This is a genomic window from Winogradskyella schleiferi, assembly GCF_013394655.1.
Classification (GTDB): domain Bacteria; phylum Bacteroidota; class Bacteroidia; order Flavobacteriales; family Flavobacteriaceae; genus Winogradskyella; species Winogradskyella schleiferi.
On sequence record NZ_CP053351.1, the window covers coordinates 2404730 to 2424697 of the forward strand.

General features: G+C 35.1%; 16 protein-coding genes. 7 read left to right on the top strand and 9 right to left on the bottom strand.

The window, feature by feature from the left end; all coding sequences use genetic code 11:
* Nucleotides 1-10 precede the first annotated feature (10 nt).
* The gene (locus HM990_RS10410; protein WP_178988877.1) at nucleotides 11-1033 is read right to left on the bottom strand and encodes a glycosyltransferase family 2 protein; all 1023 of its coding nucleotides are present in this window, start codon (nucleotides 1031-1033) and stop codon (nucleotides 11-13) included.
* Between the two features lie 85 nt (nucleotides 1034-1118).
* Complete coding sequence (locus HM990_RS10415; protein WP_178988878.1) at nucleotides 1119-2141, bottom strand: threonine aldolase family protein; 1023 nt, start codon at nucleotides 2139-2141, stop codon at nucleotides 1119-1121.
* Nucleotides 2142-2358: 217 nt separating this feature from the next.
* Between HM990_RS10415 and prfB the strand changes: the two genes are divergently transcribed.
* The 4 genes from prfB to HM990_RS10435 all read left to right on the top strand — a co-directional run bounded on the left by prfB (nucleotide 2359) and on the right by HM990_RS10435 (nucleotide 6982).
* A protein-coding gene (prfB, locus tag HM990_RS10420; protein ID WP_178988879.1) for a peptide chain release factor 2 occupies nucleotides 2359-3463 on the top strand; the annotation gives its coding sequence in 2 pieces (ribosomal slippage) (nucleotides 2359-2421 and nucleotides 2423-3463; 1104 coding nt in all).
* Between the two features lie 42 nt (nucleotides 3464-3505).
* Complete coding sequence (gene arsC / locus HM990_RS10425) at nucleotides 3506-3847, top strand: arsenate reductase (glutaredoxin) (RefSeq protein ID WP_178988880.1); 342 nt, start codon at nucleotides 3506-3508, stop codon at nucleotides 3845-3847.
* Nucleotides 3848-3857: 10 nt separating this feature from the next.
* On the top strand, nucleotides 3858-4328 hold the full coding sequence (locus HM990_RS10430) for a hypothetical protein (protein ID WP_178988881.1): 471 nt from the start codon (nucleotides 3858-3860) through the stop codon (nucleotides 4326-4328).
* Nucleotides 4329-4447: 119 nt separating this feature from the next.
* Nucleotides 4448-6982, top strand: coding sequence for a TonB-dependent receptor domain-containing protein (locus HM990_RS10435; RefSeq protein ID WP_178988882.1), 2535 nt, complete (start codon nucleotides 4448-4450; stop codon nucleotides 6980-6982).
* 159 nt (nucleotides 6983-7141) lie between these two features.
* Here the strand turns inward: HM990_RS10435 and HM990_RS10440 are convergent, their stop codons facing one another.
* Together HM990_RS10440 and aceB are read right to left on the bottom strand one after the other, a co-directional pair.
* Nucleotides 7142-8773: an isocitrate lyase gene (locus HM990_RS10440; protein WP_178988883.1), complete on the bottom strand. Its 1632-nt coding sequence runs from the start codon at nucleotides 8771-8773 to the stop codon at nucleotides 7142-7144.
* An 84-nt stretch (nucleotides 8774-8857) separates the two neighbouring features.
* Nucleotides 8858-10450, bottom strand: a complete 1593-nt coding sequence (gene aceB / locus HM990_RS10445; protein WP_178988884.1) for a malate synthase A — start codon at nucleotides 10448-10450, stop codon at nucleotides 8858-8860.
* Between the two features lie 119 nt (nucleotides 10451-10569).
* On the opposite strand from aceB, the gene HM990_RS10450 reads away from it, so the two are divergent.
* A complete protein-coding gene (locus HM990_RS10450; protein ID WP_178988885.1) occupies nucleotides 10570-12048 on the top strand; it encodes a helix-turn-helix domain-containing protein in 1479 nt (492 codons plus the stop codon).
* A 195-nt stretch (nucleotides 12049-12243) separates the two neighbouring features.
* Here the strand turns inward: HM990_RS10450 and ahr are convergent, their stop codons facing one another.
* Both ahr and HM990_RS10460 read right to left on the bottom strand, forming a co-directional pair.
* Nucleotides 12244-13248, bottom strand: coding sequence for an NADPH-dependent aldehyde reductase Ahr (ahr, locus tag HM990_RS10455; RefSeq protein WP_229719248.1), 1005 nt, complete (start codon nucleotides 13246-13248; stop codon nucleotides 12244-12246).
* A 64-nt stretch (nucleotides 13249-13312) separates the two neighbouring features.
* A complete protein-coding gene (locus HM990_RS10460) occupies nucleotides 13313-13975 on the bottom strand; it encodes an HAD family hydrolase (protein ID WP_178988886.1) in 663 nt (220 codons plus the stop codon).
* A gap of 195 nt (nucleotides 13976-14170) precedes the next feature.
* On the opposite strand from HM990_RS10460, the gene HM990_RS10465 reads away from it, so the two are divergent.
* Nucleotides 14171-14332: a hypothetical protein gene (locus HM990_RS10465; RefSeq protein ID WP_178988887.1), complete on the top strand. Its 162-nt coding sequence runs from the start codon at nucleotides 14171-14173 to the stop codon at nucleotides 14330-14332.
* A gap of 520 nt (nucleotides 14333-14852) precedes the next feature.
* Here HM990_RS10465 and acs read toward each other — a convergent pair.
* The 3 genes from acs to HM990_RS10480 form a co-directional block, all read right to left on the bottom strand.
* Nucleotides 14853-16760 carry an acetate--CoA ligase gene (gene acs, locus HM990_RS10470; RefSeq protein ID WP_178988888.1) on the bottom strand — a complete coding sequence of 636 codons (1908 nt, stop codon included), beginning with the start codon at nucleotides 16758-16760 and terminating at the stop codon, nucleotides 14853-14855.
* Between the two features lie 35 nt (nucleotides 16761-16795).
* Entirely contained in the window at nucleotides 16796-17152 is a 357-nt protein-coding gene (locus HM990_RS10475) for a DUF779 domain-containing protein (RefSeq protein WP_178988889.1), read from the bottom strand.
* Between the two features lie 157 nt (nucleotides 17153-17309).
* Nucleotides 17310-18809, bottom strand: a complete 1500-nt coding sequence (locus HM990_RS10480) for an aldehyde dehydrogenase family protein (protein WP_178988890.1) — start codon at nucleotides 18807-18809, stop codon at nucleotides 17310-17312.
* 172 nt (nucleotides 18810-18981) lie between these two features.
* On the opposite strand from HM990_RS10480, the gene HM990_RS10485 reads away from it, so the two are divergent.
* A complete protein-coding gene (locus HM990_RS10485) occupies nucleotides 18982-19896 on the top strand; it encodes an AraC family transcriptional regulator (protein WP_178988891.1) in 915 nt (304 codons plus the stop codon).
* Nucleotides 19897-19968: the final 72 nt, after the last annotated feature.

Here is a 19968-nt window from a genome sequence, read left to right on the forward strand (position 1 = left end):
TTTAGATATATTAAAGTTTTGGTTTTACGAAGACGTTTTTTAAACGTAAAAAAGGATAGATTAAAAAGGGCCTATTCACAAAGAAAAGGAGCGACTTATATGCGACCGAATGATATTCTTTCCCAATAAAATTTTTGATGGGAAAGGCCTGAACACTTTTATACGATGCTATGTGCTTTTTTAAATATGAAACACTAAACGGATTCCTATAGATATTTAAAATATTAAAAAATGTAAAAACATCCCGTCTATATGTTAAGTTGTCAATTAGCTTATCTTCTGTTGAAGCAAACTCAATATTAATTGAATTGATTAACTTACTCTTATCAAGAATCATCATTTGTAAATACATCATTCGCTCAGCAAGAATCTCAAATTGTTGACTCCTCATTAATGAATTTGGGGTTTGAACATAGCGATGAATAGACAAAGGCAAGTAACCTATCTTATCTGATTTTAGTAATGCCTCTAAAGTAAAAACAACATCGGCATTGTATTCATTTTGGTTAAAGGTCATATTATGATGTTCTATAAACTCTCTTCTAATGAAATACCACCAAATTTCATGTCTTAAATATCTGTGATTCGAAATAAACGATGAACCTGAACTTAGTTCCACATCACTATTTTTAATTGGGTTATGTAACTCACTCTGATTGAGTTGTGTTGTTTCTTTAGTCTCAAAACCAATGAGATCTAAGCTATGGTCTTCTGCTATTTTTATTAAACTACCTAAACAGTTATCTACAAGGTAGTCATCCGCATCAAGATTATAGATATAATCACCTTTAGCCAATTTCAATAACTTATTTCTTGTAGAATAAGCACCGACATTAGATTCCGCATAAAGCTTTATATTTTGATGTTTTAAGGTAAAATCATTTACAATAGCTATAGAGCTATCACTAGAACCATCATCCATAATGATAATCTCGTAATCGTGTTCAGGAATATTTTGACGTAAAAGACTTTCAATACAATTACCAATAAATTCTTCGGCGTTGTACATTGGTATTAGTATGCTAAGTTTCACTCAGTTGAATTTTGTTCAAATCTGAAAAATATACCTTATATATGTAACTAATAAATAAACTCGTTAATATGTATAGGCAGCACTATTAAAGTCTTAATTTATTTAATATTGTTAGCAATTTTTCATGCATTGCATCCGTATAATCCAAATGAGTGACCATTCGTAATTTATTACTTCCCATACCAATAATGCGAATATTCTTATCCAGAAGTTGATTTATAAAAGTGGATTCATCAATACCATCGTTCAACTCAAAAATTAAAATATTGGTTTCTATGGGCTCCACCCTTTTAATAATTGATAATTTAGACAACACTTCTCCTATTTCCTTGGCGCGTTTATGATCTTCAGCTAAGCGCTCTATATTGTTATCCAAAGCATACAAGCCGGCTGCGGCCAAATAGCCCGCTTGCCTCATATTCCCACCAAAAAGTTTTCTTAAACTGAGTGATTTCTTCATAATGTCTTCATCGCCAATCAAAACAGAGCCTACAGGACAACCCAAACCTTTACTCAAACAAACTGAAATAGTGTCAAAAATTTTACCATATTGAATTGCCGATTCATGCTTTGCAACCATTGCATTCCACAATCGTGCGCCATCCAAATGGAGACCTAAGTTTTTGGTTTTACAAACTTGTTTTATGTTAAGAAACTCCTGAAAATCCCAACAAGCGCCTCCGCCTTTATTAGTTGTATTCTCTACTTCCACCAAACTGGTTTGACTATAATAATATTCAGAAGGATTAATAGCTTCCTCAACTTGTTTCGCTGTAAACATGCCACGATTTCCATCTATCAATTTACAAGACGATCCACTATGGAATGCCACACCACCAACCTCATAATTATAGATATGCGCATATTTATCACAAATCACTTGTTCTCCAGAGTTGGTATGTAATTTAATGGCGACTTGATTGGCCATGCTTCCAGAGGGAAAAAATAAAGCCTTTTGTTTACCGAACATTTGTGCCAAGCGTTCTTCCAATGCATTAATTGTTGGATCTTCCCTGAAGACATCATCTCCAACTTGAGCAGACATCATCGCATCCAGCATGTTTTCTGAAGGTTTGGTGACGGTATCACTTCTTAAGTCTATTATCATAAATCTATATTTTTGATAAGGGTTTTTAAAACATAAAACTACGCTATTTCTAAAAACAACTCAAAATTATCGTAATTTAATAAGGCATCAAAATACGCTATATAATTGTTGATTTTCAATTTAATTCATGGAATAAGTACCACCTTGTCAAAAAATCCACTCAAAATTATGGCACTTTAAATCCACATCCTATATTTGTACAAAATTACTTGAAACCATGATAACATCAGATCAAATAAAAGATCTTAATTCCCGTCTAGACATACTTAGACAATATCTTTGACTTAGATGCTAAGCTCATAGAAATCGCCAACGAAGAAGAACAAACTTTCGACCCTAATTTCTGGAACGACTCCAAAGCTGCCGAATTGGTCATGAAAGCCATTCGTGAGAAAAAAAGTTGGGTCAATGATTATAATTCAGCCAAAACCTTATTTGAAGACCTAGAGGTCATTTACGAATTCTACAAAGAGGACGAAGCTCCCATGGAAAATGTCGAGAATCGTTTTGAAGCAGCAGTGAATGCTATTGAAAAGTTAGAGTTTAAAAACATGCTTTCTGAAGAAGGCGACAGCCTAAGTGCTGTGCTTCAAATTACAGCTGGTGCAGGCGGAACAGAATCTTGTGATTGGGCAAGTATGCTGATGCGTATGTATTTAATGTATGCAGAAAAAAGCGGTTACAAAGTCAAAGAACTCAATTTGCAAGATGGCGATGTAGCTGGTATTAAAACGGTGACCTTAGAAATTGAAGGCGATTTTGCTTTTGGTTGGCTCAAAGGTGAAAACGGCGTGCATCGTTTGGTACGTATTTCTCCTTTTGATAGTAATGCCAAACGACATACAAGTTTTGCCTCGGTTTATGTTTATCCATTGGTTGATGATTCCATAGAAATTGAAATCAATCCTGCTAATATCGAAATCACAACTGCTCGATCAAGTGGAGCTGGTGGACAAAATGTAAATAAGGTTGAAACAAAAGTTCAACTATTACACAAACCTTCTGGCATACAAATTCAATGTTCCGAAACCCGTTCTCAACACGATAATCGTGCCAGAGCGCTTCAAATGTTAAAATCTCAATTATATGAGATAGAGTTACAAAAACAAATGTCACAACGTGATGATATTGAAGCCGGAAAAATGAAGATTGAATGGGGCAGCCAAATTAGAAATTACGTGATGCATCCATATAAATTAGTAAAAGATGTACGTTCTGCTCACGAAACCGGAAATGTAGATGCAGTTATGGATGGAGATATTGAACCATTTTTAAAAGCCTATCTCATGATGATGGGACAAAAAGAAGATTCGGCATTATAATTGTATTAGTCAGAAACGTTACTGAAATAAATTAAGCATAAAATGATTAAAATATACCACAACCCAAGATGTTCAAAATCGAGACAGGGGCTTTCCATACTTGAGGAATCTGGTCAAAATTTTGAGACCATTAAATATCTTGAAGATAAGTTAACTTCAAAGGAAATAACTATAATCCTTGATAAACTAGGTATAAAACCAATTGATTTAGTCCGAAAAAACGAGTCCATATGGAAATCGGATTATAAAGGAAAAAATCTTTCTGATACTGAAATTATCGCGGCTATGGTCAACCACCCAAAACTTATAGAACGACCAATAGTTGTTAATAACGAAAAAGCAGTAATTGGCAGACCACCAGAATCCATCAATGACATCATATAAAATCAAACTAATGAAAAAAATAGTTTTAATAGTTTTTGCATTGCTTTTAGGTTTAAATATCCATGCGCAAAGACGCAGAAGTACTACCAATAACATTCCTCAAACCAACAGGGAACCGACTGAGGAAGAAATTGCAAAACGAGAACGGGAAATTGAAGAACGCAAAGAAGAATATGTTGACAACTTCTTAACGACATTAGAAGCAGACGAATTTCAAAAGCATATCATCAAACAAAACATACTTAGTTTTTTTGATGAAAAAATGGTTATTTTCAAAACGGAGTTCAATCATAGTATTGATCGAAAAAGTGCGATAGAAAAACTTGAGAACACGCATTTTAAGGACCTTGAAGAACTTATTTCCGAAGATGACATGACCAAAATAAAAGAAATGATCAAAGGTGATTTTGACGAAAAAGAGGTCAAAAAAGAGAAAAAGAAAAAGCGTAAAAGGAAAAAACGTAAAAAAGATAAAGACTAATTTTAACATCAAAAAAGCATACTTTTTTAACAGATGTGTTTAACAAAAGATTAACCAATTTCAGTTAAACTAAAGGTATTTTTGTGAGTCTAAATCAGACTAACTTTTAAACCTTTTTAATGAATTTACGTCTTTTTACTACTTTATTATTTGTTTTCACAATTACCTTCTCTTTCGCTCAAAAAGACGTTAAAATAGAAGGAACCGTTCTTGAACAAGACACCAACATCCCTTTAGAATATGCAACAGTTGTTGTTAAAACAAAAGAAGACAACAAAATTATAACTGGTGGTATCACTGATACCAAAGGTGAATTTAATGTCGAAGTTCCTGCTGGTACTTATATCATTTCTGTAGAATATATTTCCTACAAAACAAAGACTTTCCCAGAACAGACCATTTCAAAAAACACCGATTTAGGAATCATTAATCTCGCGTTGAATGTAGATACTTTAAATGAAGTTATGGTTGTGGCCGAACGTACAACGGTTGAAATCAAATTAGACAAAAAAGTTTACAATATAGGCAAGGATTTAACTACAGCTGGAGGAACTGTAAGTGATGCACTTAACAATGTTCCGTCGGTAGCTGTGGACATAGAAGGCTCAATTAGTCTTAGGGGAAATGAAAACGTCCGTATATTAATTAACGGAAAACCATCTGCTATGGCTGGTTTTGGTGATAGCAATGTACTGAGTCAACTACCTGCAGAAGCCATAGAACGTGTAGAAGTCATCACCTCTCCTTCTGCCAGATATGATGCCGAAGGTACTGCGGGAATCTTGAATATTATTCTTCGACAAAAAGAAACATTAGGTTTCAATGGCTCTATTAATGTCACTGGAGGACAACCGGACAATGTCGGGATATCTGTAAACCTAAATTACAGAACAGAAAAATTTAATCTATTTTCAAACTTCGGTTGGCGTTATTATGACGCACCCAGAAACAGTTATAGCGACGTCACTTATTTCGATACCTTTGATGACGGAGAAACCGTCGTCCAAGAATACAGAAGAATTATTGAAGACCAAGAAGTAGAACGCTTAAACAGGAATTACAATGGCAACATTGGAATGGAATATTTTCTAAACGAATCATCTTCCATAACTGGAAGTTTATTTTATAGATTTGGTAGTGATGCGGATATTTCGCTGAACAATAGTGAACGATTTAATAATAATGCCATTGTTGAAGAAACCCTGAGAAGGGAAAAAGAAACTGAAGAAGATAACAGTTACCAAATCGCTATTAATTACATGAAACGTTTTGGAGACGACAGCGACCATAAATTAACGGTGGATTTTCAATATGAAAATGATGCTGAAGAAGGATTTACCAATCTTAATGAAGACTATATCTTTACCAACGCCACCAATCCATCAAATTTTCAAATTGAGCAAGAATTCACGACAGAAGATCAGAAAGAATATCTAATACAAGCTGATTATGTCTTGCCAATAGGCGAAGATGCTAGATTTGAAGCGGGCTTTAGAAGTAATCTTGAAAATGAAATTACTGATTATAGATTAGTACAAGAAAACACACTTACGGGCTTCTTAGAAGTAAATGATACGCTAACCAATATTTTTGATTATGACGAAAATGTCAATGCCATCTACACACAATATGGCACCAAATTTGGGAAATTTTCATTTTTATTAGGTTTACGTCTAGAACACACACAATTAAAAGGCAACATAGACTCTAGATTAACCGACGAAGAGCTTATAGAAGCTTATCAATTCCCTATTCAAACAAAGTTTGACAACAACTACCTTGGTCTTTTTCCTACCGTTAATTTTATCTATAATTTAAGTGGCACTGAATCCGATAGTGAAGAAAGTATAACGCTAGGTTTTAATAGAAGGATCAATCGACCACGTGGTTGGTATATTAACCCATTCCCATCACGATCTAGTAGAACTAACGTATTTCAAGGTAATCCTAATTTACAACCTGCATTCTCTAGTACTTTCGATTTAGGGTATTTAAAGCGTTGGGAAAAATTGACTTTGACAAGTTCTATATACTATCAACATGAAACGGATTCCTTTGAACGTGTTGAGGAAAACACAGGTCAGCAAACTAGTGATGGTATTAATATCATAAGAACCATTCCAATTAATTTATCTTCAAACAAACGTACTGGTGCAGAATTAGGATTAATGTATAGTCCTAAAAAATGGCTTCGTCTAAACACTAGCTTTAATTTTTTCCAATTTGAAACCGAAGGAGAGTTTAATGATGTTGATTACAGTGCAAAGAACACAAGTTGGTTTGCGCGGTTTAGTTCAAAAGTAACTTTACCTTTACAAATTGATTGGCAAACGAATGCCTTTTATAGAGGCGCTCAACAAGACGCTCAGTCAGATACTGAAGGTTTATTATCCATTGATTTGGCACTTAGTAAAGAGGTTAAGGTGGTAAGCAATAGTCTCACGGTATCCTTAAACGTAAGGGACTTACTGAATTCCAGAAAACGTCAATCTACAACTACAACACCATTCTTTGAACGTTACAGCGAATCCCAATGGAGACAACGCCAAGTAAACTTATCCTTAATTTACCGATTCAATCAAAAACTGGATAAACGTGAACGTTCTAAACGAGGTGATAATGGCGATGGTGATGATATGGATTTTGAAGGGTAGAACCTAATGATCTGAGCTTGAAGTCAAATATGATTCCTGTTTAAAGTACGTAAATCGTATGAAGAACTTAGCTATTTAAGTTCACAAATAAAAAGACACATCCAAAATGGAATGTGTCTTTTTGTTTTATATAACAATAATTTAGCGTTATGGCTACGTTTAAGCAACGACACCCAATTTGCCATCAACTGGCTCACTTGCTGATTTCACTTCAAATTGATTTGACGTATTTTTTTCACCGCCTGCTTTTAAGGCCTTATCACCTGCAAAAAACGTTTTATGAGCGTCACCAAGATCAGAACCAGCCATTCTCTGGTGCTTTACACAAGATACATTTTTTCTGATTTCTTGCCTTTGTACACCTCTCACATAAGCCAACATACCTTCATCTCCAAAATAACCTTCGGTTAAATCATTCATATGAAGTGCTGTAGTGTGATAGGTTGGCAACGTAATTAAATGATGAAAAATACCTGCTTCTCTCGCACTATCCAATTGAAAGGTTTTTATTTTTTTATCGGCACGATGGCACAATTCTGAATGATCATATTGTGCATCCATTAAATTATTTCTATCATAGGCTGTCATATTTTCCCCTTCTGCAAGCATTTCGTCATAAGCTTGGTTACGGAAATTTAACGTCCAATTGAACGACGGCGAATTATTGTACACCAATTTTGCATTAGGTACAACCGTTTTAATTCTATTTACCATATATGCAATTTGTTCTACATTAGGTGTAGGTGTTTCAATCCATAACAAATCGGCACCGTTCTGTAAACTTGTAATACAATCCAGTACTACTCTATCGATGTTTGAGCCCTCTTTAAACTTGTACAGCCCATTAGCCAGTCTAATTGGACGTACCAATTTACCATCTCTTTTCAACAACACATCATCATCCTTCACCTCTTCTATGTCCACTGCCTTAGCTTCGATAAACGCTAAATATTGTGACGCTAAATCTCCCGGTTTTTGAGAAACTGGCAATTTTTGAGTTAGTCCTGCACCTTCAGAATCAGTTCTAGCCACAATAATTCCGTCATCAACTCCTAGCTCTATAAATGCATATCTCACCGCATTCAGTTTTGCCACAAAATCTTCATGAGGAACGGTTACTTTTCCATCCTGATGGCCACACTGCTTGGCATCAGAAACTTGATTTTCAATTTGAATGGCACATGCTCCAGCCTGGATCATTTTTTTTGCCAATAAATAAGTAGCTTCTTCATTTCCAAAACCCGCATCGATATCGGCAATGATCGGAACGATATGAGTCTCAAAATTATCAATATCATTTTGCACATCTTCGCCATTGTCAAGTCGCTTAAATAGATCATTCAATTCAATAGCATCGGCTTGACGTAAGAAATCATATATTTCCTCAATAAGTCCTGAAACAGCCGTTTTTTCGTGCATGGATTGATCTGGTAAAGGCCCAAACTCTGAACGTAAGGCAGCCACCATCCAACCTGAAAGATACAAATATTTTTTACTGGTGGTTTTGTGGTGTTTCTTAACAGCAATCATTTTTTGCTGTGCTACAAATCCATGCCAACAGCCTAGAGATTGCGTGTAATTAGATGAATCCGCATCATAAGCAGCCATATCCTTTCTCATAATCGCTGCAGTGTATTTTGCGATATCCAATCCTGTTTTAAACTGATTTTGCGCTACCATTCTTGCAGCGTTTTCAGGATTGATGGCATGCCAAGTTTGACCATATTTTTCTTTTAAATCTCTTACGGTTCGCAATGCAGAACGGTAGTTACTTTGTGGTAAATTTTTCATAATTTTGTTTTGATTATTAATGTTTATTCCAAATTTTGATAATTAGGTCTCGCAATCTATTCCCGTAGATGCGAGACATTTTTTTTAAATATATTGATATGCTGAAAGTGTTAGAAATTCTTCAAACTCTTTTTGGGTGACCAATCGATTAAATAATGATATCGCCACTGGAAATTTGGTGTTTATCATTTTCCCTTCTCCTATTTCACTAATAATTTTCTCAACCTCATCATCAAAAAGCTCATCGAATAAATTCTTATTAAAGATTCTTCCATCATCGAGAAAAGATTCATTTTTCAACCATTGCCACACTTGGGTTCTAGAGATTTCTGCTGTTGCAGCATCTTCCATTAAGTTATATAGTGCAACTGCCCCAAAACCTCTTAGCCAAGCTTCGAGATATAAAATTCCGACGTTGATATTTTTTCTAATACCCTTTTCTGTAATAGTGCCTTGTGGTAGTTCTACCAAATCGGTTTCAGTAATTGTAACATCTTCACGCTTATTAAAAATCTGATTGAGTTCTGGCATGTATTTATCAAATTCTTTCATTGCCACTTCAACTAAAGCCGGATGAGCGACCCAAGTTCCATCATGACCATTTTTGGCTTCACGTTCCTTATCTACCCTCACTTTTTCAAGCGCCGCTTTGTTAGCTTCCGGATTATTCTTAATGGGAATTTGTGCCGCCATTCCACCCATAGCATGTATACCACGGTTGTGACAACGCTGAATAACGAGATTGGAATATGCTGCCATGAACGGTGTTGCCATGGTCACTTGATCGCGATTTGGAACGATAAATCCGTTGTGATTCCTAAATTTTTTGATGTACGAAAAGATATAATCCCATCGGCCACAGTTTAGACCAACGATATGCTCTTTAAGCTCATAAATAAATTCATCCAATTGAAAACTTGCTGTAATCGTTTCTATTAGTAAGGTGGTCTTAAAAGTGCCATTGGGAATTTCTAAATAATCTTGCGCAAACTCAAAAACGCTATTCCACCATCGCGCTTCCAAATAGTGTTCTAATTTTGGCAAATAAAAATAGGGCGCAGAGTTTTTGTTTATTAAGGTTTCGCTGTTATGATACACATATAATCCAAAATCGAATAAACTCCCTGACATTTCTTGTCCATTAAGTAATAGATGACGTTCATTAAGATGTAGACCCCTTGGCCGCACTAACAATACAGCGGTTTTACCCTTGAGTTTGTAATGCTTTCCACGGGCTTCATCTATTAGTTCAATAGTTCCGTCATTAGCCTCTTTTAGATTCTGCTGGCCTTCCAAGTTATTTTTCCAACTTGGCGCGTTACTATCCTCAAAATCTGCCATAAATGTTTTAGCGCCAGAGTTCAAAGCATTAATGACCATTTTTCGATCTACTGGCCCTGTTATTTCCACGCGACGATCTAATAAATCTTGCGGAATTTTTGCTGCTTGCCATTCGGATTCACGAATTGCTTTTGTTTCTGTTGGAAACGATGGAAAGCCACCATTATCAAAAAATATTTGTTCTTTTTCACGGCGCTTTAACAGCTCTAAACGAGGTGCGTTAAACTTCTCCTGTAATGCTGAAAGAAACTTCAATGCTTCCTCAGTTAAAAGTTTTGGGTAGAAATTGGTCACCTCTGGCGCGAATTTCATTTTCTGTTGTGTCATTGTTTCCATATTGATAAATTTTGATGAAGCAATGTTACGAACTATTTTTTGAAAAAACAAGCGAACGTTCGCTGTTTTTATTTATTCGCTATTTATATTAGTTCGCAAATTGTAGTATATTTGTGCCTATGGAGCAAGACTATATTAAACTAATATTTGGATTAAAACTGAAGCAAATACGCACGGATAGAGAGCTTTCGCTATTTGGACTGTCCAAATTATCTGGACTTTCAAAATCTTATCTCAATGAAATTGAGAAGGGAAAAAAATATCCTAAACCCGATAAAATCGCTGCGCTTTCCGAACACCTGGACGTACCTTACGATGAAATGGTATCTTTAAAATTGGATAAAAATCTAGCGCCCATTGGTGAAATTTTACAGACAAAATTGCTAAAGGAAATTCCATTAGAGCTATTTGGGATTCAAGAAAGCACCATGATTGATATCATTTCAAATGCACCTTCAAAAGTGACAGCTTTTATAAGTACTATTATAGAAATTGCCAAAAATTATAGTTTTAGTAAAGAAAGTTTCTATTTGGCTTCGGTACGCTCTTTTCAGGAAGCTAACAACAATTATTTCGACCATTTGGAACAAGCTGCTATCGCTTTTTCCAAGACCTATCAAGTTGACTTAACACAACCACTTAACTCCAAAGAGCTCAAAGAAATTTTAGTTGAAGAATACGGTTACACCATCAATACATCTGAATTAGAATCACACACTGAACTCGATAATTTACGCTCCGTTTTTGTTCCTAAAACGAAAACACTTCTATTAGCCGCAAATATTGATGACGCGCAGAAAACTTTTATTTATGCCAAAGAAATTGCGTATAACTATTTAGAGATCAACGACCGTCTTTATACGTTTTCATGGATTAAATTTGAAAATTTCGACCAAGTCCTCAATAACTTTTATGCTTCATATTTTGCAGGAGCTTTAATTATACCGAGAACACGATTGGTTGCCGATTTAAAATCGTTGTTTTCTAAAAAATCATTTAAACATAAAGATTTTGAGCGTATTATAAACAATTATAATGCTTCACCAGAATCTATTTACCAAAGATTAACCAATATTTTACCAAAGGATTTCAACCTTAAAAGTTTATTCTTTTTACGGTTTTCCCATAAAAAAGACAGTCAAAATTACGAGTTAAACAAAGAGTTACACTTATCTAAACAGCAGTCGCCACATGCTAATGAAACCAATGAACACTATTGCAGAAGATGGGTATCACTGAAAGTCATTAATGAAATTAAAAAATCAAATAATCCTCATGAGTTTGACCTTCAAATTTCGCACTACCCTAATGAAGAAAAAAGTTATCTCGTTCTATCTTCCGCAACAACAGACCCCTTTGTTTCCAATAGCTACAGAAGTGTTAGTATTGGCATTCAAATCAACAATCAGTTTAACAGAAAAATAGCGTTTGCGAAAAGTAAGTCCATACCGTCTACTCAAGTAGGTGTAACTTGTGAACGTTGCGCTATTGAGAATTGCAGTGTACGACAAGCAGAACCTATTGTAATTTTATCACAACTTAAAGACAACAAAATTGCAGATGTTGTGAACGAATTGCAGAATAAATTTAGTGAATAGCTCTACGAAATTGGAAATAGGATCCGATTTTAGACGAATAATGAGTAAAAAAAGCGTCCCTAAATTACTCAGAGACGCTTTAAAAGTCCTCAAACTTATCGACATAACTCACAGTCGATATTTTTTTAACTGTAAAATCACCTCTAAAAATAAGAGGATATTACTACTATTCATTAAAGATAAACGTATACCTTACTAAGCCTTTAATACCACTCTAAAACGAGCCTTTCCGTCATGTAGATGTTTAATGGCTTTATTGACATTTTCCATTTCAAATTCTTCAACGGTTGGATAAATGTCGTGTCTCACACAGAATTCCAACATTTTTCTGGTTAAGGCTATACTTCCCAATGGACTTCCACCAACGGATTTTTCACCAGCAATCATACTGAAGGCTGGAATTTCCATCGGCTCTAAAACGGCGCCAACGGTATGTAATTTCCCCTGTGGTGCTAATGTGGTTAAAAAGGCATTCCAATCGAGTTTCACATTTGTGGTGTTTAAGATAAAATCCAATGTTCCTGCAATACTTTCCAAGTCATCTGAATCTGTGGAATCCACAACGTTATGTGCTCCCATTTTCTTTAAGGCTTCCGATTTATCTTTGCTAGAGGTAAAAGCAGTAACCTCACAACCCCAAGCTTTCAAAAATTTTAACGCCATATGACCCAAACCACCAATGCCGATTACGCCTACTTTATCTGTAGGTTGTACTCCAGACAATACAATAGGATTAAAAACAGTAATGCCACCACAGAATAATGGGCCTGCTTTAGCCATATCAATTCCTTTTGGTAATTTGGTTACCCAAGACCAATGTCCACGAACATGGTCTGCAAAACCGCCATGACGACCAACAATAGTGCCTTCCGCTTCACTACAAAGGTGTTGTTTACCATCCATACATTGATTACAATGCAAACAAGACTCCGAGTACCATCCCATTCCAACTTTATCTCCTATTTTAAGTCCTTTAACTTCACTTCCTAAAGCGATAACTTCTCCTACAATTTCATGACCTGGAACGAGCGGAAATTGAGAATTTCCCCAATCGTTATTGATCATGCTTAAATCGCTATGACAAAGGCCACAATAATGAACTTTGATGTCCACATGCTCTTTGCCAATTTCTGGTAAGTTGTAATTGAATTTTTCTAAATCTGATCCTGCCGAACTTGCAGCGTATGCATTTACTTTCATAATTCTATTTTTTTGGTTTCCTTAAAATTAGGTAAAACCAAAAACAAACTATGTTAGACTGACGTTAATGTTTAAAAAATTTATGTACTTCCGAATAAGCCACTTCCTCAAAATCGGAAATGATAATATTTGCTTTCGAATAATCCTGACCTGAAGAATGTTCACTTTTAAAACCTACACAAAAAATATTGGCTGCGTGTGCGGCTTTTATACCATTGGTGGAATCTTCAATAACCATACATTCCGACTTAATAAAACCTGTATGTTCTGCTGCTTTGATAAAGATTTCTGGATGTGGTTTAGACCTCTTTAAATCTGCTCCACTAAATTTTCCCATGAAGAATTGATTCAAATTAAAACGATTAAAAATGCGCTCTATATTTGGCATGGAAGCCGAAGACGCTACAACCAACTTTATACCATTGGCATGATAATCTTTAATCCGTTCTAAAACGCCATCAATTAAAACCAAACCAGAATCATTTTCAAACAAGTATTTAAAGTGTTTACGTTTAATATTGACTAATATTTCCGGTACTTCATTTAAATTAAAATGATCGACTAAGCGTTTGCAGATATTGATAGTGGATTGACCTGTAAAAGATTCGTAAAGTGTATCGTTGACTTCAATATTTACATCCTTAAACATTTGATAGTAGGCTTTACGATGCAAAGGTTCTGTGTCCACAATGACACCATCCATATCAAATAAAACGGCTTTTAGCATAGGTTTTTATCTTTTGGCGAAATTAAAAAAGTATATGCTTAAACCTATGCAAATCCCTAAAAATAAACTTCAAAATCCAATAATTGCTTTTGGGTTAAGGAGTCATAATTGAATTCCTGATTATAATAATGCTTAGCTTTGCGTTGTACATATTTATTAACAATTGAAAGGATTCCGCTTTTGCGGCAACTACTAATGGCAAAAAGAGGAAAAGAGAAAAATACCAATAACAAAGCCAAGCACAGCAAATTAGTTGCTCAGAAAAAGAATAAGATAAAATCAAAAAATGCTGAGCGCAAAGCGCGTTTGAAGGCTATTGTTGAATTGGCTAATGCTAAAAAAGAAAACGGTAATTAGAGCTTCAAAACCCCGTGTTTTTGACTTCGTTTTAGCTTAGTTTTTTTTCCTATGTTCATTTTATCTTGATACAAAACAAACCAAAAAATCTAAACGATTTGTTAGGAAATTGTAAAGCACCATTCGCTAATACGTTATTAGTCAGGATTCTTTATAGAATTACTTATCCATTCCTAGATTTAGTAAATCAACACTATTCATTGCTCATTATTTCTGAAAATCGTTGAGTCCGACTTTGTCGGAACTAGGTGTGCGATAGAACCTAAAAATTTGTGAGTACCTTTTTAATATCGCACGAAACTGAAACATTCGTCATTGCCATTGAAGAAGATTCTCTAAGTTGAAGTAAACATAAAAAATGGCAAAAAATCATAAATCTCAATCAGTTAATACAACATACTAAGTTATACTGTTTTGGAATTTAGTTGTTGTAATTTGGAATTTTTGTCTATAGTCTTTATTCAATTCTCTTAATTCTTCATTTTTAATTATTAATTATTCATTTTAATTCTTAGTTTCTTTACAAAACATTATCCATAATATCCTGAACCACTTCCGGATTCAATAAGGTACTCGTATCACCCAATTGATCCGTTTCATTCGCAGCGATTTTTCTTAAAATTCGACGCATAATTTTACCTGATCTCGTTTTTGGTAAACCTTCCGTAAACTGAATTTTATCGAGTTTGGCAATTGGACCAATCCGATCTGTAATGAGCTGGTTGATTTCTTTTCGAAGATTATCATGGTTTCTACTTTCACCAACATCCTTCAACGTGACATAACCATATAGTGCATTTCCTTTGACGTCATGTGGAAATCCAACGATAGCGGATTCCGAAACTGCCGGATGCTCGTTAATGGCATCTTCAATTGGTGCGGTTCCTAAATTATGTCCGGAAACAATAATTACATCATCAACTCTACCTGTGATTCTATAATAACCAACTTCATCTCGCAAAGCGCCATCTCCTGTAAAATACATATTATCGTACGCCGAAAAATAGGTGTCAATATAGCGCTGATGATTTCCCCAAATCGTTCTTGCCATAGAAGGCCAAGGGAATTTAATACACAAACGCCCTTCTACCTGGTTGCCTTTCAGTTCCTCTCCATTTTCGTCCATTAAAGCCGGTTGTATTCCAATAAATGGTAAGGTAGCATAAGTCGGTTTCGTTGGTGTAGAAAACGGAATTGGAGTAATCATAATCCCTCCTGTTTCGGTTTGCCACCACGTATCCACTATCGGACTTTTCTTTTTTCCTATGTTTTCATCGTACCAATGCCAAGCTTCTTCATTGATTGGTTCTCCAACCGATCCTAAAACTTTTAGTGAGGATAAATCATATTTTTCAACAAATTCCGATCCTTGCTTTGCTAAAGCTCTAATCGCTGTTGGAGCCGTATAAAACTGTGATATTTTATGTTTTTCAACAATATCCCAAAACCGTCCGTAATCTGGGTAACTCGGTACACCTTCAAACATTACAGAGGTCGCTCCATTCACTAAAGGCCCATAAACAATATAGCTGTGACCTGTAATCCAACCAATATCCGCAGTACACCAATAGATATCATCCTCTCGATACTGAAATACATTTTTAAAGGTGTAAGCGGTATAGACCATATATCCTCCAACGGTATGAACCATTCCTTTTGGTTTTCCAGTTGAACCAGATGTATAAAGAATAAACAAAGGGTCTTCTGCATCCATAATTTCAGCAACACAATCTGAATAAGCCTCCTCCAAAAGTGGCTCTAACCAATGATCGCGTCCTTCTTTCATGTTGATTTCTGAATTGATTCTTTTCACAACCAAAACAGATTCAATACCTGGTGTATCATTTAAAGCGTCATCCACAATGCCTTTTAAATCAATCGTCTTGGCGCCACGATAAGACCCATCTGAAGTTATGACCATTTTGGCATTACAATCATTAATTCTTGAAGAAACCGCTGTTGAAGAAAATCCAGCAAAAACAACCGAATGAATCGCACCAATGCGAGCACATGCCAACACAGAAATTGCCAATTCTGGAATCATTGGCAAGTAAATACAAACCACATCGCCTTTTTTAATGCCTTTATCCTTCAGCACATTGGCTAATTTGCACACACGTTCATGCAATTGTTTGTAAGAAATATGTTCCGCTTCTTCTTCCGGATTGTTGGGTTCAAATAAGATTGCCGTTTTATCTCTTCTGGTGTGTAAATGTCTATCCAAACAATTTTCGGTAATGTTGACTTTAGCATCTTCAAACCATTTGAATTTGGCATTTTTGAAATCATAACTCAACACATTAGACCATTTTTTTCGCCATACAAAATGTTCTTCAGCTATTTCTTCCCAGAATTGTTCTGGATTTCGTACTGATTTTCTATAGACTTGAAAATATTCTTCAAACTGTTTGATGTGATAATTACTCATTTTTTAAACGTTGTTTTTTGAGCTGAAAAAGGTAGTTATTTTGAATTAAAAAAAGAAGCTTCTTCCTCAGTTAATAACCGAGAATGAATCAAAAATCGAAGTCCAAGTGGAATCTCCAATGAAAAGCTCGCACCTCGACCTTCTGTTATATCAACAGTTAAGTGCGTGTGTTTCCAATATTCAAACTGATCTTGGTTCATATAAAAATTCACACCTTCAACTGCTCCTAAAAGAATATCACTTTCATCTAAATACATATCGTCTTTTTCGAAAATCATAGGTGAAGAACCATCGCAACAACCTCCACTTTGATGAAAAATTAAATCGCCGTGCTTTGCTTTTAGTTGCTTAACTATTTCTGCCGCTCTATCTGTAATTTCTACGCGTTTCATGTGTTTATATCTATCGTTTTTCAATGGTCAGATGGAACATCCATATAATCATTGTCTTGGATATCAAAATTTAGTAATGAATGTTTCATAACATTAAGATATTAAAAAAGGCCGAATCAAAGAAATCAATTCAGCCTTAATCAGCTATTAATATTTTTTAAAAGAAGCCCAATTTATTCTTATCATAAGAGATGAGCATATTTTTGGTTTGTCTGTAATGGCTCATCATCATAAGATGGTTTTCCCTACCAAATCCAGATTTTTTATAACCTCCAAATGGTGCGTGAGCTGGATAGGCATGATAGCAATTTACCCAAACCCGGCCTGCTTTTATTGCTCTTGGTATTTGATATAACTGATGTGCATCTCGTGTCCAAACGCCAGCTCCAAGACCGTACATAGTATCGTTGGCAATTTCTATGGCTTCAGCTTCATCTTTAAATTTAGTAACACAAACTACGGGTCCAAAAATCTCTTCTTGAAATACACGCATTTTATTATGACCTTCCAATATGGTTGGTTTAATGTAATAGCCATTGGCTAAATCGCCATCCAATTTGTTCGCTTCACCTCCTGTTAAGACCTTTGCACCTTCATCTTTTCCAATTTTGAAATAGGATTGAATTTTTTCATATTGATCGTTAGAGGCTTGTGCTCCAACCATGCAATTAGAATCATAAGGACTTGTTTGCACTATTGCTTTTGTTCTCGCTACAACACGTTCCATAAATTTGTCATAGATATCTTCCTGCACTAAAATTCTAGAAGGACATGTACATACTTCTCCTTGATTAAAAGCAAATAAAACAGCACCTTCAATGGCTTTGTCCAAAAATGCATCGTCTTCATCCATCACACTATTAAAGAACACATTTGGAGACTTTCCTCCTAATTCCATGGTTACAGGATTCAGGTTTTTTGACGCATACTGCATAATTAATTGTCCTGTTGTGGTTTCACCCGTAAACGCCACTTTATCCACCTTAGAGCTTGAAGCTAGCGGTTTCCCTGCTTCTGGACCGAAGCCGTGTATAATATTTAGAACACCTGGTGGGAACACCTCTGCAATTTTTTCCATTAATAAGGTTGCAGAAGATGGCGTTTGCTCTGCTGGTTTTAAGACCACGCAATTACCCGTTGCTAAAGCTGGAGGCAATTTCCATGATAACATTAACAAGGGGAAATTCCATGGAATAATCTGGCCAATCACACCAAGTGGTTCCTTAATATTCATGGACAACGTGTTCTCGTCCAGTTCCGTAGCACTACCTTCTTCTGCTCTAATACAAGCCGCAAAATAACGCCAATGATCTATAGCTAATGGTATATCTGCATTCAACGTTTCACGAATTGGCTTACCATTATCACAGGTTTCTACCAATGCAAATTCTTCTAAATTCTCTTCTATAATGTCCGCGACTTTATTAAGAAGTGCTGCACGCTCAGCAGCAGACGTATTTCCCCAAGCATCTTTTGCAGCATTTGCCGCATCAAGCGCATTTTCAACATCTTCTTTTTGAGATCTTGGATATTTTGCAATTAGCGTTCCATCTATAGGAGATGTATTTTCAAAATAATCTCCACTAACAGGTGGCACAAATTTTCCATTTATAAAATTGGAATATTTTTCTTTAAATTTTGGCTTAGAATAGCTCATACCTTAATATGTTTTATTGTTAATTATTTATTTATATAGCCTAAAATATAACTATATTGTAATTTTGATAAAGTTATTTTATCAAATCCCAAACAAATAGAACATATTGCTTATATTATTGAACATATCTATTATTAACTATTTTTAAGACTATTTTTTCGTAATATTGAATATGAGCAGTTTATTAACGCAGCATAAAAGCCACAGAAAACTATCTACTTTAGTAGAAAATAGGACGACCTATAATGCTGAATATGCAGAACTCAATATTTATGAAACCCATGCTTTTGCAGAAAAAGTGTCATTGACGTTTGACTTTCCTATTATTGCCAGCATGCTTACCGGAAAAAAAGTAATGCACCTTGATGGTTTTGAAGCTTTTGATTTTTTTCCTGGGGAATCTGTTGTGATGCCAACGAATAAAGAAATGGTTATTGATTTTCCATTGGCCACAAAAGATAAGCCCACCCAATGTCTGGCTTTGGGAATTGATGCTTTTAAGATTGAAGAAGTTGTAGCGAAGTTTAACCATAATGTCGCCATAGAAAATGAAAACAACAATTGGGACTTAGACAAATCCACATCGCACCTTATAAACAATGTTGATGTTAATCATTTAATAGAACGATTGACATATACGTTTACGAACAGTAATAAATCTAAAGATGTGCTGCTGGATTTAATGATTCAGGAATTAATTGTACGACTACTTCAAACGAAAGCTAAATCCTTAATTATAAATGACAACAATACTTTTAATGATACCCGAATTGGAACGGTCATCAAATTTATTAAGGATAATTTAACCAATAAGGACATCTCAGTAGATCTATTAGCAAAGAAAGCCTACATGAGCACCTCTCATTTTCACAAACAATTTAAAAACACCTTGGGCATCTCTCCTATTGATTATATTAATTCTGAAAAAATCAAGTTTTCCAAAAAGCTTATTAAACAATACAGGAATTTACGAATGTCCGAAGTGGCCTATAAATCTGGATTCAACAACACAAGTTATTTTAACCGGCAATTCAAAAAAATGGAAATGATGACGCCTCAACAGTTCAAACTTTCCGTGAGTAAATAAGAAGCCTCGTAATTTTACCGAACATAATTACTTCTTACACTAATTATTTCACATATTAGCAACATTTAGATA